Below are 15,759 nucleotides of genomic sequence, written 5' to 3'. Positions count from 1 at the left end.
CCGGCTATTTCTGTCAGCGCGGTGCCGTGAGATACCTATTTACGCAGTCGGACGCTCTCAATGGCGTGGTTGCTGCCCTTGGTCATAATGAGGCTGGCCCGCTCGCGGGTTGGCAGAATATTCTGGCGCAGGTTTAATCCGTTAATTTCATTCCATAGCCCGGTGGCAATCGCGATGGCCTCAGACTCCGGCAGCTGTGAATAATGATGGAAGTAAGAGTCCGGGTTGGAGAAGGCGCCCTCGCGGAACTTGAGAAAGCGGTTGATGTACCAGGCCTGTAGCTGATGCTCATCAGCATCAACATAGATGGAGAAGTCGACGAAGTCGGATACGAATACCCGATGTGGATCGTGCGGATAGTCCATCCCACTTTGCAGTACGTTCAACCCTTCCAGGATCAGAATATCCGGCCGCTCAATCACCTTATGGCTGTCCGGGATCACATCGTAAATCAGGTGAGAGTACTGAGGGGCGGTTACCCGCGGCACGCCTGATTTTATATCTGAGACAAACTTCACCAGACGGTGCATATCGTAGGATTGGGGAAAGCCTTTCTTTTTCATCAGACCCCGCTCCTGCAGTACTTTATTGGGATGCAGGAATCCGTCGGTGGTGATCAGTTCGACCCGGCGATGCTCCGGCCACCGGCTAAGCAGCGCTTGTAATACGCGGGCCGTCGTGCTCTTGCCGACGGCGACGCTGCCTGCAATGCCGATAATATAGGGGATGCGCGGGCTATGAGTGCCGAGGAACTTCTCCAGCACGGCCTGTCGACTGACGCTGGAGCTGAAATAGAAATTCAGCAAGCGTGAAAGGGGCAAATAGATCTGGGCAACCTCATCCAGCGAGAGATCTTCATTTATCCCTTTGAGACGGGCAATCTCTTCTTCGGTGAGAGTTAACGGGACGGCATTACGCAATGCCGCCCACTGATGGCGATCAAACTGCAGATAGGGGGTCGCCAGGGTTTGCTCTTTCTTCATATGCCTGTGTCTGCCTGTCAGCGCGGGATGGAAACGGCGCGGACGCCAACTCCAGAGAAAACGAGTCGCTTATTATAGACAGCTTCGGTTGGGGCGCAGCGCTTTTTTCCAAAAGTTGCTTCAATCTACGTGATGGTTTGTATGCGATCAAGCCATCTGTCGTCGCGGGGAGCGTTATATAAATCGGCTTGCCCGTTTCCGGGGGATTTACGCGCCGCGGGGAAAAGTTGGCACAATGGACTTTCTTCTGGCGGTGGATTGGATTATTCTTTAGCGCGATGTGCTGCGGCGAACGGGATCGGTCGCTTCTTTATCGAGACGCAGAGGCGTGAATTCGTCTGTTCTGCGCGTTTTATGAGCGAAGAAGCATAAAATCGAATTTTTTTGTTGCATAGCTGACGATCACTACCTAGAATGCGCGCTACTTGATGCCGGCTTAGCTCAGTAGGTAGAGCAACTGACTTGTAATCAGTAGGTCGCCAGTTCGATTCCGGCAGCCGGCACCATCAAGTAATACAATCCGGTGTGGTGGGGTTCCCGAGCGGCCAAAGGGAGCAGACTGTAAATCTGCCGTCTCAGACTTCGAAGGTTCGAATCCTTCCCCCACCACCATTTATTCGGCCTTAGCAATAGGGCTTGGAGTGTAAGCAGTCGGTACATTCCAGAATACAGCGGTACGCGCAGCAACGGCGTCCGGTGTAAACTCTACAGAACAATCAGGTAGCCGGGTTCAGGTGCGGGCATCGTATAATGGCTATTACCTCAGCCTTCCAAGCTGATGATGCGGGTTCGATTCCCGCTGCCCGCTCCAAACATGTGCTGATATGGCTCAGTCGGTAGAGCGCACCCTTGGTAAGGGTGAGGTCCCCAGTTCGATTCTGGGTATCAGCACCATCTCTCTTTTCCCCCTTCTGGTTTCTCTGTAATAAATTTCAGCAAGCATATAAACAGCCCTTTAGCGTTATTTGCTTGGTTGATGTGGTGATATCACCGATTTATCCGTGTATTAGAGGGACAATTAATGTCTAAAGAAAAGTTTGAACGTTCAAAACCGCACGTTAACGTCGGTACTATCGGCCACGTTGACCACGGTAAAACTACCCTGACCGCTGCTATCACCACCGTTCTGGCTAAAACCTACGGCGGTAGCGCTCGCGCATTCGATCAGATCGATAACGCGCCGGAAGAAAAAGCACGTGGTATCACCATCAACACCTCTCACGTTGAATACGATACCCCGACCCGTCACTACGCTCACGTAGACTGCCCGGGGCACGCCGACTATGTTAAAAACATGATCACCGGTGCGGCTCAGATGGACGGCGCAATCCTGGTTGTTGCTGCGACTGACGGCCCGATGCCGCAGACCCGTGAGCACATCCTGCTGGGTCGCCAGGTAGGCGTTCCGTACATCATCGTGTTCCTGAACAAGTGCGACATGGTTGATGACGAAGAGCTGCTGGAACTGGTTGAGATGGAAGTGCGTGAGCTGCTGTCTCAGTACGACTTCCCGGGCGACGATACCCCGGTAATCCGCGGTTCTGCGCTGAAAGCGCTGGAAGGCGAAGCCGAGTGGGAAGCCAAGATCATCGAACTGGCCGAGACGCTGGACTCCTACATCCCGGAACCTGAGCGTGACATCGACAAGCCGTTCCTGCTGCCGATCGAAGACGTATTCTCTATCTCTGGCCGTGGTACCGTTGTTACCGGTCGTGTAGAGCGCGGTATCATCAAGGTGGGTGACGAAGTTGAAATCGTTGGTATCAAGCCGACCACCAAAACCACCTGTACCGGCGTGGAAATGTTCCGCAAACTGCTGGACGAAGGTCGTGCCGGTGAGAACGTTGGCGTTCTGCTGCGTGGTACCAAGCGTGACGAGATCGAACGTGGTCAGGTACTGGCTAAGCCGGGCTCCATCACTCCGCACACCAAGTTCGAATCCGAAGTATATATCCTGAGCAAGGATGAAGGCGGCCGTCATACCCCGTTCTTCAAAGGCTACCGTCCGCAGTTCTACTTCCGTACTACTGACGTAACGGGCACCATCGAACTGCCGGAAGGCGTAGAGATGGTAATGCCGGGCGACAACATCAAGATGGTTGTTACCCTGATCCACCCGATCGCCATGGACGATGGTCTGCGCTTCGCAATCCGCGAAGGCGGCCGTACCGTTGGTGCGGGCGTTGTTGCTAAAGTTATCGAATAAGATTTGACGCAGCACGTGATAAAAGGGCATCATTTGATGCCCTTTTTCTACGCGGTTTGACAAGAACCTATCTCATCAGTGGTTTTTTTCTACATAATTACTGGTGAGATGGGCTCTGGCGATACGGCGTATGGTGCCGAACTGTGGATTGCCGCGCAAACACGCGAGCAACATCGCTTTTTGCAGATATAAATGTGCTATCCACATTGGTATCTCGTAAGATTCTCATTCGGTTTGGTTTGCCTCGCATTGCGGGGCAAAGTTGTTTTTCTGGAATCTAGTGACAGGTTGGTTTATGAGTGCGAATACCGATGCTCAAGGGAGCGGGCGTGGCCTGGAAGTCATGAAGTGGCTGGTCGTCGCCGTTCTGCTGATCGTAGCCATCGTCGGTAACTATATTTACCGTGATGTGAGTCTGCCACTGCGTGCTCTGGCCGTTGTGGTTATCATCGCTGCCGCGGGCGGCATCGCCTTGATGACAGTGCAGGGTAAGGCGACCGTGGCATTTGCCCGCGAAGCGCGTACCGAAATGCGTAAAGTGATTTGGCCGACACGCCAGGAAGCGCTGCATACGACTTTGATCGTCGCCGCAGTGACCGCCGTTATGGCACTGATTCTGTGGGGACTGGATGGTATTCTGGTCCGTCTGGTTTCCTTTATTACTGGCCTGAGGTTCTAAAATGTCTGAAGCACCGAAGAAGCGTTGGTACGTCGTTCAGGCGTTTTCCGGTTTTGAGGGTCGCGTAGCGCAGTCGCTGCGTGAGCATATCAAACTGCACAATATGGAAGAGCTGTTTGGTGAAGTCATGGTGCCGACCGAGGAAGTGGTCGAAATCCGTGGCGGCCAGCGCCGCAAGAGCGAGCGTAAGTTCTTCCCGGGCTATGTCCTGGTGCAAATGGTGATGAACGACGCCAGCTGGCATCTGGTGCGCAGTGTACCGCGTGTGATGGGCTTTATCGGTGGAACGTCCGATCGTCCCGCGCCGATCAGCGATAAAGAAGTGGATGCGATTATGAACCGCCTGCAGCAGGTGGGGGATAAGCCGCGTCCGAAGACGCTGTTCGAGCCGGGCGAAATGGTTCGCGTCAACGAAGGGCCGTTTGCCGACTTCAACGGCGTGGTCGAAGAGGTGGATTACGAGAAGAGCCGCCTGAAGGTATCTGTCTCTATCTTTGGTCGTGCGACGCCGGTAGAGCTGGACTTCAGCCAGGTCGAAAAAGCGTAATAACGCACGCGGCAGCAAAATCTGCATTGCCATAGGCGCGAAATTGAACTACAATTTCGCGCCTTTTGTATTTATGGGCTGATGCGTTTTTCAGCACATAAACGTTTTACCATCGCGGGGAGCCTCGCTGAGGCGATATTACCCAACTGAGGAAATTTACATGGCCAAGAAAGTCCAAGCCTACGTGAAGCTGCAGGTTGCAGCTGGTATGGCTAACCCGAGCCCGCCGGTCGGTCCGGCTCTGGGTCAGCAGGGTGTTAACATCATGGAATTCTGTAAGGCGTTCAATGCTAAGACTGACAGCATTGAAAAAGGTCTGCCGATTCCGGTTGTTATTACCGTTTACTCTGACCGTTCCTTCACTTTCGTTACCAAGACCCCGCCGGCTGCCGTTCTGCTGAAGAAAGCTGCTGGTGTCAAGTCTGGTTCCGGTAAGCCGAACAAAGACAAGGTCGGTAAAGTGACCCGTGCTCAGGTACGTGAAATCGCAGAAACTAAAGCTGCGGACATGACTGGTTCTGACGTTGAAGCGATGGCTCGCTCAATCGAAGGTACCGCTCGTTCCATGGGCCTGGTAGTGGAGGACTAAGAGATGGCTAAGCTGACCAAGCGCATGCGCGTGATCCGTGAGAAAGTTGATGCGACTAAACAGTACGACATCAACGAAGCCGTTGCTCTGTTGCAAGAGCTGGCCACCGCTAAATTCGTTGAAAGCGTAGACGTTGCCGTAAACCTGGGCATCGACGCGCGTAAATCTGACCAGAACGTACGTGGTGCTACCGTCCTGCCGCATGGCACCGGCCGTACCGTACGCGTTGCCGTCTTTACCCAGGGTCCGAATGCTGAAGCGGCGAAAGCTGCCGGCGCTGACCTGGTCGGTATGGAAGACCTGGCTGATCAGATCAAAAAAGGCGAGATGAACTTCGACGTTGTCATTGCTTCCCCGGATGCAATGCGCGTTGTTGGTCAACTGGGCCAGATCCTGGGGCCGCGTGGCCTGATGCCGAACCCGAAAGTGGGTACCGTTACTCCGAACGTAGCCGAAGCGGTTAAGAACGCTAAAGCTGGTCAGGTTCGTTATCGTAACGACAAGAACGGTATCATTCACAGCACCATCGGTAAGGCGAGCTTCTCTGCTGAGCAGCTGAAGGAAAACCTGGAAGCCCTGATGGTTGCCCTGAAGAAGGCGAAGCCGGCAACTGCCAAAGGCGTCTACATCAAGAAAGTTTGCCTGTCCACCACCATGGGCGCTGGCGTAACGATTGATCAGGCTACCCTGAGCGCAGTGGCTAACTAATCCTGCGGGATTAGGATTGCCTTTTCGCTTTACGCGGGCGTCGGTTTTGTCTAAAATCTAACGCCCGCGCATTCTCGGAATGTAAAGCGAACGAATTTTCGGTTGGAGTCTGGCCTTTTCCAGACCTCCGTCCAAGACCGCAGGTGTCTCGTCAGAGACTTAATTTCCCTGCGTAGACGGTGACAGATCCCGAAGAAATCTTTTTAGATGTCTGGATTCTGCTCACCGTGTTTCTATGCTCGCCGCGGCCTCGGTCGTAAGCGAGTGAAGTGAGTTCCGGAGTCATTCTCCGGCAAAAATCCAGGAGCACAAGCTAATGGCATTAAATCTTCAAGACAAACAAGCGATTGTTGCTGAAGTCACCGAAGTAGCCAAAGGCGCGCTGTCTGCTGTCGTTGCGGATTCCCGCGGCGTAACCGTAGACAAAATGACCGAACTGCGTAAAGCAGGTCGTGAAGCTGGCGTATACATGCGTGTTGTTCGCAACACCCTGATGCGCCGCGTCGTTGAAGGCTCTCAGTTCGAGTGCCTGAAAGACACGTTTGTTGGTCCGACCCTGATTGCATTTTCTATGGAACACCCGGGCGCTGCCGCTCGTCTGTTCAAGGCTTTTGCCAAAGACAATGCAAAATTTGAGGTCAAAGCTGCAGCCTTTGAAGGTGAGCTGATCCCGGCGGCCCAGATCGACCGTCTGGCAACTCTGCCGACTTACGAAGAAGCAATCGCACGCCTGATGGCGACCATGAAAGAAGCCGCTGCCGGCAAATTGGTCCGCACTCTGGCTGCTCTGCGCGATCAGAAAGAAGCTGCTTAACCGCTGCTTTGCTACTGTCGCACTTGCTAACGTATAAACTATTTCTGATTTTTAGGAACAATTGTCATGTCTATCACTAAAGAGCAAATTCTGGACGCAGTTGCAGAAATGTCCGTAATGGACGTTGTTGAACTGATCTCCATGATGGAAGAAAAATTCGGTGTTTCTGCTGCTGCTGCTGTAGCCGTTGCCGCTGGCGGCGCTGCTGAAGCCGTTGAAGAAAAAACTGAATTCGACGTAGTTCTGACCGCTGCCGGTGGCAACAAAGTTGCTGTCATCAAAGCTGTCCGTGGCGCAACCGGTCTGGGCCTGAAAGAAGCCAAAGACCTGGTAGAATCTGCTCCGGCAGTTCTGAAAGAAGCCATCAGCAAAGACGACGCTGAAGCTCTGAAGAAAGCTCTGGAAGAAGCTGGCGCTTCTGTTGAAGTTAAATAAGTTTAACTTCCTGGAGTACAGTCTGTGCTAACAGACTGATGGCTGGTGACTTTTTGGTCACCAGCCTTTTTGCGCTGTAAAGGATGCCGGTGGTGTTTCACACTGTTTAGCCAGCGGTTATCCCCAATACTTGTTTCTATCGACGCCTTAATATACTGCGTCAGGGCCGTGAGTTACGGCGCCTGTGTAAAGCGCAATGAAATGGTTTAAGAGTGATAGAAACAAGTATTGCGAAGGGGGATTCACCCTTTCGGTCACAAAACGGTGTCGCATGAACTGTCCTATCAGGACGGACAGAATGGGTCGACTATTCAGCGAGCTGAGGAACCCTATGGTTTACTCCTATACCGAGAAAAAACGTATTCGTAAGGACTTTGGTAAGCGTCCCCAAGTGCTGGACGTACCATACCTCCTTTCTATCCAGCTTGACTCGTTTCAGAAGTTTATCGAGCAAGATCCGGAAGGCCAGTACGGTCTGGAAGCGGCTTTCCGCTCTGTGTTCCCGATCCAGAGCTACAGCGGCAACTCCGAGCTGCAGTATGTCAGCTACCGTCTGGGTGAGCCGGTATTTGACGTCAAAGAGTGTCAGATCCGCGGCGTAACCTATTCCGCTCCGCTGCGCGTGAAGCTGCGCCTGGTGATCTACGAGCGTGAGGCGCCGGAAGGCACCGTTAAAGACATCAAAGAACAAGAAGTTTACATGGGTGAAATCCCGCTGATGACCGAAAACGGTACTTTCGTCATCAACGGCACCGAGCGTGTTATCGTCTCTCAGCTGCACCGCAGCCCGGGCGTATTCTTCGATAGCGACAAGGGTAAAACCCACTCTTCAGGTAAGGTGCTGTATAACGCACGCATCATTCCTTACCGCGGTTCCTGGCTGGACTTTGAGTTCGACCCGAAAGACAACCTGTTTGTCCGTATTGACCGCCGCCGCAAGCTGCCGGCCACCATCATCCTGCGCGCGCTGGATTTCACCACCGAGCAGATCCTCGATCTGTTCTTCGATAAGGTGATCTTTGAAATTCGCGACAACAAGCTGCAGATGGAGCTGGTACCGGAGCGTCTGCGCGGTGAGACCGCCTCTTTTGATATCGAGGCTAACGGTAAGGTCTACGTTGAGAAAGGCCGCCGTATTACCGCCCGCCACATCCGTCAGCTGGAAAAAGATGATGTTAAGCTGATCGAAGTCCCGGTTGAGTACATCGTCGGTAAAGTGGCCGCCAAAGATTACATCGACGAAAGCACCGGTGAGCTGATCTGCGCCGCCAACATGGAGCTGTCGCTGGATCTGCTGGCCAAGCTGAGCCAGTCTGGTTACAAGCGTATCGAAACGCTGTTCACCAACGACCTGGATCACGGTCCGTACATGTCCGAGACCCTGCGCGTCGATCCGACCAACGATCGCCTGAGCGCGCTGGTAGAAATCTACCGCATGATGCGCCCGGGCGAGCCGCCGACCCGCGAAGCCGCCGAAAACCTGTTCGAGAACCTGTTCTTCTCTGAAGATCGCTACGATCTCTCTGCGGTCGGCCGCATGAAGTTCAACCGTTCTCTGATGCGTGACGAGATCGAAGGCTCCGGTATCCTGAGCAAAGACGACATCATCGAGGTGATGAAGAAGCTCATCGATATCCGTAACGGTAAAGGCGAAGTCGACGATATCGACCACCTGGGCAACCGTCGTATCCGCTCCGTGGGCGAGATGGCGGAAAACCAATTCCGCGTTGGCCTGGTGCGCGTTGAGCGCGCGGTGAAAGAGCGTCTGTCTTTGGGCGATCTGGATATGCTGATGCCGCAGGACATGATCAACGCCAAGCCGATTTCGGCGGCGGTGAAAGAGTTCTTCGGCTCCAGCCAGCTGTCCCAGTTTATGGACCAGAATAACCCGCTGTCTGAGATCACCCACAAGCGTCGTATCTCTGCGTTGGGCCCGGGCGGTCTGACCCGTGAGCGCGCCGGCTTTGAAGTGCGAGACGTACACCCGACCCACTACGGTCGCGTATGTCCTATCGAAACGCCGGAAGGTCCGAACATCGGTCTGATCAACTCCCTGTCTGTGTACGCACAGACCAACGAGTATGGTTTCCTGGAAACCCCGTATCGCCGCGTGCGTGACGGTATCGTGACCGACGAGATCCATTACCTGTCTGCCATCGAAGAAGGCAACTTCGTTATCGCCCAGGCGAACTCCAACCTGGATGATGAAGGCCGCTTCGTTGAAGATCTGGTGACCTGCCGCAGCAAGGGCGAATCCAGCCTGTTCAGCCGTGATCAGGTTGACTACATGGACGTTTCCACCCAGCAGGTGGTTTCCGTCGGTGCGTCCCTGATCCCGTTCTTGGAACACGATGATGCCAACCGTGCCCTGATGGGTGCGAACATGCAGCGTCAGGCCGTACCGACCCTGCGCGCCGATAAGCCGCTGGTTGGTACCGGTATGGAGCGTGCGGTTGCCGTTGACTCCGGTGTAACCTCCGTCGCCAAGCGCGGTGGTATGGTGCAGTACGTGGATGCGTCCCGTATCGTCATCAAGGTTAACGAAGATGAGATGTTCCCGGGCGAAGCCGGCATCGACATCTACAACCTGACCAAGTACACCCGTTCCAACCAGAACACCTGCATCAGCCAGATGCCGTGTGTCTCACTGGGTGAGCCGATCGAGCGTGGCGACGTGCTGGCCGACGGTCCGTCCACCGATCTGGGCGAACTGGCACTGGGTCAGAACATGCGCGTGGCGTTCATGCCGTGGAACGGTTACAACTTCGAAGACTCCATCTTGGTCTCCGAGCGCGTGGTACAAGAAGATCGCTTCACCTCTATTCATATCCAGGAACTGGCCTGTGTGTCCCGCGACACCAAGCTGGGGCCGGAAGAGATCACCGCCGACATCCCGAACGTCGGTGAGGCCGCACTTTCCAAGCTCGACGAATCCGGCATCGTCTATATCGGCGCCGAAGTTAAGGGTGGCGATATCCTGGTCGGTAAGGTAACGCCGAAAGGTGAAACCCAGCTGACGCCGGAAGAGAAGCTGCTGCGCGCCATCTTCGGTGAGAAGGCGTCTGACGTGAAAGACTCTTCTCTGCGTGTGCCGAACAGCGTTTCCGGTACCGTTATCGACGTACAGGTCTTTACCCGCGATGGCGTGGAAAAAGACAAGCGTGCGCTGGAAATCGAAGAGATGCAGCTGAAGCAGGCCAAGAAAGACCTGACCGAAGAGCTGCAGATCCTGGAAGCCGGTCTGTTTGCCCGTATTCACGACGTGCTGGTTGCCGGCGGTGTGGAAGCGGAAAAACTGGAAAAACTGCCGCGTGACCGTTGGCTTGAGCTGGGCCTGGCCGATGAAGCCAAGCAAAATCAGCTGGAGCAGCTGGCCGAGCAGTATGACGAGCTGAAGGCGGAGTTCGAGAAGAAGCTGGAAGCTAAGCGTCGTAAGATCACCCAGGGCGACGATCTGGCGCCGGGCGTGCTGAAGATCGTTAAGGTGTACCTGGCGGTGAAACGTCAGATCCAGCCGGGCGATAAGATGGCAGGTCGTCACGGTAACAAGGGTGTTATCTCTAAGATCAACCCGATCGAAGATATGCCTTATGATGAGAACGGCACGCCGGTCGACATCGTACTGAACCCGCTGGGCGTACCGTCACGTATGAACATCGGTCAGATCCTGGAAACCCACCTGGGTATGGCGGCGAAAGGCATCGGCGACAAGATCAACGCCATGCTCAAGCAGCAGCAGGAAGTGGCCAAACTGCGTGAGTTCATCCAGAGAGCCTACGATCTGGGTGACAACACCCGTCAGCAGGTGGATCTGAACACCTTTAGCGATGACGAAGTCCTGCGTCTGGCGGAAAACCTGAAGAAGGGTCTGCCGGTTGCAACGCCGGTATTCGACGGTGCTAAAGAGCGCGAAATCAAGGGTCTGCTGGAGCTGGGTGGTATCCCGACCTCCGGTCAGATCACCCTGTATGACGGTCGCACCGGTGAGCGTTTCGAGCGTCAGGTAACCGTGGGTTACATGTACATGCTGAAACTGAACCACCTGGTCGACGACAAGATGCACGCGCGTTCCACCGGCTCCTACAGCCTGGTTACCCAGCAGCCGCTGGGTGGTAAGGCGCAGTTCGGTGGTCAGCGCTTCGGGGAGATGGAAGTGTGGGCGCTGGAAGCCTACGGCGCCGCCTACACCCTGCAGGAAATGCTCACCGTCAAGTCTGATGACGTGAACGGCCGTACCAAGATGTATAAGAACATCGTGGATGGCAGCCATCAGATGGAACCGGGCATGCCGGAATCCTTCAACGTACTGTTGAAAGAAATCCGCTCGCTGGGCATCAACATCGAGCTGGAAGACGAGTAAGCACTCGAATCCGTACCGATCACAGGGCGCCCGTTACGGCGGGCGCCTTAAGAGTTCTCACTCCGACGGGAGCTAATCCGTGAAAGACTTACTGAAGTTTCTGAAAGCGCAAACCAAGACCGAAGAGTTTGACGCGATCAAAATTGCGCTGGCTTCGCCAGATATGATCCGTTCCTGGTCGTTCGGCGAAGTTAAGAAGCCGGAAACCATCAACTACCGTACGTTCAAGCCGGAACGTGACGGTCTTTTCTGCGCCCGTATTTTTGGGCCGGTGAAAGATTACGAGTGCCTGTGCGGTAAGTACAAGCGTTTGAAACACCGTGGCGTCATCTGTGAAAAATGTGGCGTTGAAGTGACCCAGACCAAGGTTCGCCGTGAGCGCATGGGTCACATCGAGCTGGCCTCGCCGACCGCACACATCTGGTTCCTGAAGTCCCTGCCGTCCCGTATTGGTCTGTTGCTGGACATGCCGCTGCGTGATATCGAACGCGTGCTGTACTTCGAATCTTATGTCGTCGTCGAAGGTGGGATGACCAACCTGGAGCGTCGTCAGATCCTGACCGAAGAGCAGTATCTGGACGCACTGGAAGAGTTCGGTGACGAATTCGACGCCAAGATGGGCGCCGAGGCGATCCAGGCCCTGCTGAAAGGGATGGATCTGGAAGCCGAGTGCGAGCAGCTGCGTGAAGAGCTTGGTGAGACCAACTCCGAGACCAAGCGTAAGAAGCTGACCAAGCGCATCAAGCTGCTGGAAGCGTTCATTCTGTCTGGCAACAAGCCGGAGTGGATGATCCTGACCGTGCTGCCGGTATTGCCGCCGGATCTGCGTCCGCTGGTCCCGTTGGATGGCGGTCGTTTCGCGACCTCCGATCTGAACGATCTGTATCGTCGCGTGATCAACCGTAACAACCGTCTGAAGCGCCTATTGGATCTGGCCGCGCCGGATATCATCGTACGCAACGAAAAGCGTATGCTGCAGGAAGCGGTCGATGCGCTGTTAGATAACGGCCGTCGCGGTCGCGCCATCACCGGCTCTAACAAGCGTCCGCTGAAGTCTCTGGCCGACATGATCAAGGGTAAGCAGGGTCGTTTCCGTCAGAACCTGCTGGGTAAACGCGTCGACTACTCTGGTCGTTCCGTTATCACCGTCGGTCCGTACCTGCGTCTGCATCAGTGCGGTCTGCCGAAGAAGATGGCGCTAGAGCTGTTCAAGCCGTTCATCTATGGCAAGCTGGAGCTGCGTGGTCTTGCTACCACCATTAAAGCGGCCAAGAAGATGGTCGAGCGTGAAGAAGCCGTGGTATGGGATATCCTCGATGAGGTGATCCGCGAGCACCCGGTCATGCTGAACCGTGCGCCGACCCTGCACCGTCTGGGTATCCAGGCGTTCGAACCGCTGCTGATCGAAGGTAAGGCCATTCAGCTGCACCCGCTGGTGTGTGCGGCATACAACGCCGACTTCGACGGTGACCAGATGGCGGTACACGTACCGTTGACCCTGGAAGCCCAGTTGGAAGCGCGTGCGTTGATGATGTCCACCAACAACATCCTCTCTCCGGCGAACGGCGATCCGATCATCGTTCCGTCTCAGGACGTGGTATTGGGTCTGTACTACATGACCCGCGACTGCGTGAACGCCAAAGGCGAAGGCATGGTGCTGAGTGGCCCGAAAGAGGCCGAGCGTATTTATCGCGCCGGTCTGGCGTCGCTGCATGCCCGCGTTAAAGTGCGTATCACCCAGTACAGCAAAAGCGCCGATGGCGAGATGGTTCCGAACACCGGACTTATCGACACCACCGTTGGCCGCGCTATCCTGTGGATGATCGTGCCGAAAGGTCTGCCGTACTCTATCGTTAACCAGCCGCTGGGCAAGAAAGCCATCTCTAAGATGCTGAACGCCTGCTACCGCGCGCTGGGTCTGAAGCCGACCGTTATCTTTGCTGACCAGATCATGTATACCGGTTTCGCCTATGCGGCGCGCTCCGGTGCGTCTGTCGGCATCGACGACATGGTGATCCCGGAGAAGAAAGCGGGGATTATCGCCGAGGCCGAAGCCGAAGTAGCCGAGATCCAGGAGCAGTTCCAGTCTGGTCTGGTGACCGCCGGCGAACGTTATAACAAGGTCATCGATATCTGGGCCGCGGCGAACGAGCGCGTGGCCAAGGCGATGATGGAAAACCTGTCTACCGAAACCGTTATCAACCGCGATGGCGAAGAAGAGCGTCAGGTCTCCTTTAACAGCATCTTTATGATGGCCGACTCCGGTGCGCGTGGTTCTGCCGCCCAGATTCGTCAGCTGGCCGGTATGCGTGGCCTGATGGCGAAGCCGGATGGCTCCATCATCGAAACGCCGATCACCGCAAACTTCCGTGAGGGTCTGAACGTACTGCAGTACTTCATCTCAACTCACGGCGCGCGTAAAGGTCTGGCGGATACCGCACTGAAGACGGCGAACTCCGGTTACCTGACCCGTCGTCTGGTCGACGTGGCCCAGGACCTGGTGGTTATCGAGGACGATTGTGGTACCCACAACGGCATCGTGATGACCCCGGTTATCGAAGGTGGCGACGTTAAAGAACCGCTGCGTGACCGCGTTCTGGGTCGTGTGACGGCAGAGGAAGTGCTGAAGCCGGGTACGGCGGATATCCTGGTGCCGCGCAACACCCTGCTGAACGAAAAATGGTGTGACCTGCTGGAAGAGCACTCTGTCGACAGCGTGAAAGTGCGCTCCGTCGTAAGCTGTGAAACTGACTTCGGCGTGTGCGCCCACTGCTACGGTCGCGATCTGGCCCGTGGTCACCTGGTGAACAAGGGCGAAGCCATCGGCGTCATCGCGGCACAGTCCATCGGTGAACCGGGTACCCAGCTGACCATGCGTACCTTCCACATCGGTGGTGCGGCATCACGTGCGGCGGCAGAGTCCAGCATTCAGGTGAAGAACAAGGGTAACCTGAAGCTGAGCAACGCCAAGTTCGTGGTGAACTCTGACGGTAAGCTGGTTATCACCTCACGTAACACCGAGCTGAAGCTGATCGACGAATTCGGTCGTACCAAGGAAAGCTACAAGGTGCCTTACGGTGCTACGCTGGCCAAGGGCGATAGTGCCGAGGTGAACGGCGGTGAAACGGTCGCCAACTGGGACCCGCATACCATGCCGGTTATCACTGAGGTTAGCGGCTTCATCCGCTTCGCCGATATGATCGACGGCCAGACGGTAACCCGTCAGACCGACGAGCTGACCGGTCTCTCCTCTCAGGTGGTTCTGGACTCCGCAGAGCGTACCGGCAGCGGTAAAGATCTGCGTCCGGCGCTGAAGATCGTTGACGCCAACGGTGATGACGTGCTGCTGCCGGGTACCGATATGCCGGCCCAGTACTTCCTGCCGGGTAAAGCGATCGTGCAGCTGGAGGATGGCATTGCCATCAGCGCCGGTGACACCCTGGCGCGTATTCCACAGGAATCCGGCGGTACTAAGGATATCACCGGTGGTCTGCCGCGCGTTGCCGACCTGTTCGAAGCCCGTCGTCCGAAAGAGCCGGCGATCCTGGCCGAGATCAGCGGCGTGGTTTCCTTCGGTAAAGAGACCAAGGGCAAGCGCCGCCTGGTGATCACGCCGCTGGATGGCAGCGATGCCTACGAAGAGATGATTCCGAAGTGGCGTCAGCTCAACGTGTTCGAAGGCGAACGCGTGGAACGCGGCGACGTGATCTCCGACGGTCCAGAGTCTCCGCACGACATCCTGCGTCTGCGCGGCGTGAACGCGGTAACCCGCTATATCGTTAACGAAGTCCAGGATGTATACCGTCTGCAGGGCGTTAAGATTAACGATAAGCACATCGAAGTTATCGTGCGTCAGATGTTGCGTAAGGCGACCATCGCCAATGCCGGCAGCTCCGAGTTCCTGGAAGGCGAGCAGGTGGAAGTGTCCCGCGTCAAGATTGCCAACCGCCTGTTGGAGTCTGACGGCAAGATTGCCGCGACCTATATGCGCGATCTGCTGGGTATCACCAAGGCGTCTCTGGCGACCGAGTCCTTCATCTCCGCGGCCTCCTTCCAGGAGACCACCCGCGTGCTGACGGAAGCGGCCGTTGCCGGTAAGCGTGATGAGCTGCGCGGCCTGAAAGAGAACGTCATCGTGGGCCGTCTGATCCCGGCGGGTACCGGCTATGCCTACCACCAGGATCGCATGCGCCGCCGCGCTGCCGATACCTCTAGCGCACCGCAGGTGAGCGCGGAAGAAGCCAGCGCCAACCTGGCCGAGCTGCTGAACGCAGGTCTGCTGGGTGGCAATGACGACTAACGAGTCTGTGTGACAGTATGAAAAACCGCTCTTCGGAGCGGTTTTTTTTTTGCCGATGAAACCCCTCTGCCAGGCAGGGGGCTATTTTGCCTGTGGGGCGGGGAGAGGCCGCGGAACGTTAGACGTCGTGTGCGCGCC

Annotated in this window: 10 protein-coding genes and 4 tRNA genes; 13 read left to right on the top strand and 1 reads right to left on the bottom strand. The window is 55.7% G+C overall.

Translation table 11 applies throughout. The features are described 5' to 3' along the window. Nucleotides 1–35: 35 nt before the first annotated feature. On the bottom strand, nucleotides 36–983 hold the full coding sequence (gene coaA / locus QY76_RS01995) for a type I pantothenate kinase (RefSeq protein ID WP_034166042.1): 948 nt from the start codon (nucleotides 981–983) through the stop codon (nucleotides 36–38). Between the two features lie 430 nt (nucleotides 984–1,413). On the opposite strand from coaA, the gene QY76_RS01990 reads away from it, so the two are divergent. The 13 genes from QY76_RS01990 (at nucleotide 1,414) to rpoC (ending at nucleotide 15,621) form a co-directional block, all read left to right on the top strand. Then, a tRNA-Thr gene (locus QY76_RS01990) sits at nucleotides 1,414–1,489 on the top strand. A gap of 21 nt (nucleotides 1,490–1,510) precedes the next feature. Next, a tRNA-Tyr gene (locus QY76_RS01985) sits at nucleotides 1,511–1,595 on the top strand. A gap of 124 nt (nucleotides 1,596–1,719) precedes the next feature. Continuing rightward, a tRNA-Gly gene (locus QY76_RS01980) sits at nucleotides 1,720–1,794 on the top strand. 7 nt (nucleotides 1,795–1,801) lie between these two features. After that, nucleotides 1,802–1,877, top strand: a tRNA-Thr gene (locus QY76_RS01975). A 127-nt stretch (nucleotides 1,878–2,004) separates the two neighbouring features. Further along, on the top strand, nucleotides 2,005–3,189 hold the full coding sequence (gene tuf, locus QY76_RS01970) for an elongation factor Tu (RefSeq protein WP_038631315.1): 1,185 nt from the start codon (nucleotides 2,005–2,007) through the stop codon (nucleotides 3,187–3,189). A 295-nt stretch (nucleotides 3,190–3,484) separates the two neighbouring features. Next, complete coding sequence (gene secE / locus QY76_RS01965; protein WP_034165783.1) at nucleotides 3,485–3,868, top strand: preprotein translocase subunit SecE; 384 nt, start codon at nucleotides 3,485–3,487, stop codon at nucleotides 3,866–3,868. Nucleotide 3,869: 1 nt separating this feature from the next. Beyond that, entirely contained in the window at nucleotides 3,870–4,415 is a 546-nt protein-coding gene (gene nusG, locus QY76_RS01960) for a transcription termination/antitermination protein NusG (protein ID WP_005280494.1), read from the top strand. A gap of 160 nt (nucleotides 4,416–4,575) precedes the next feature. Then, complete coding sequence (gene rplK / locus QY76_RS01955; RefSeq protein WP_012847051.1) at nucleotides 4,576–5,004, top strand: 50S ribosomal protein L11; 429 nt, start codon at nucleotides 4,576–4,578, stop codon at nucleotides 5,002–5,004. A 3-nt stretch (nucleotides 5,005–5,007) separates the two neighbouring features. Then, on the top strand, nucleotides 5,008–5,712 hold the full coding sequence (rplA, locus tag QY76_RS01950; RefSeq protein WP_012847052.1) for a 50S ribosomal protein L1: 705 nt from the start codon (nucleotides 5,008–5,010) through the stop codon (nucleotides 5,710–5,712). A 316-nt stretch (nucleotides 5,713–6,028) separates the two neighbouring features. Beyond that, nucleotides 6,029–6,526, top strand: coding sequence for a 50S ribosomal protein L10 (gene rplJ, locus QY76_RS01945; RefSeq protein WP_005280485.1), 498 nt, complete (start codon nucleotides 6,029–6,031; stop codon nucleotides 6,524–6,526). A 66-nt stretch (nucleotides 6,527–6,592) separates the two neighbouring features. Beyond that, nucleotides 6,593–6,961, top strand: coding sequence for a 50S ribosomal protein L7/L12 (gene rplL, locus QY76_RS01940; protein ID WP_005280479.1), 369 nt, complete (start codon nucleotides 6,593–6,595; stop codon nucleotides 6,959–6,961). A 331-nt stretch (nucleotides 6,962–7,292) separates the two neighbouring features. Then, nucleotides 7,293–11,321 (top strand): DNA-directed RNA polymerase subunit beta, encoded by a 4,029-nt coding sequence (rpoB, locus tag QY76_RS01935; protein WP_034165782.1) that lies wholly within the window; start codon nucleotides 7,293–7,295, stop codon nucleotides 11,319–11,321. A gap of 79 nt (nucleotides 11,322–11,400) precedes the next feature. Then, entirely contained in the window at nucleotides 11,401–15,621 is a 4,221-nt protein-coding gene (gene rpoC, locus QY76_RS01930; protein WP_034165781.1) for a DNA-directed RNA polymerase subunit beta', read from the top strand. Nucleotides 15,622–15,759: the final 138 nt, after the last annotated feature.

Origin of the sequence: Edwardsiella sp. EA181011, from assembly GCF_000800725.1 — a bacterium.
GTDB classification, from domain to species: domain Bacteria; phylum Pseudomonadota; class Gammaproteobacteria; order Enterobacterales; family Enterobacteriaceae; genus Edwardsiella; species Edwardsiella anguillarum.
This window is presented reverse-complemented; position numbering and strand designations above follow the sequence as displayed.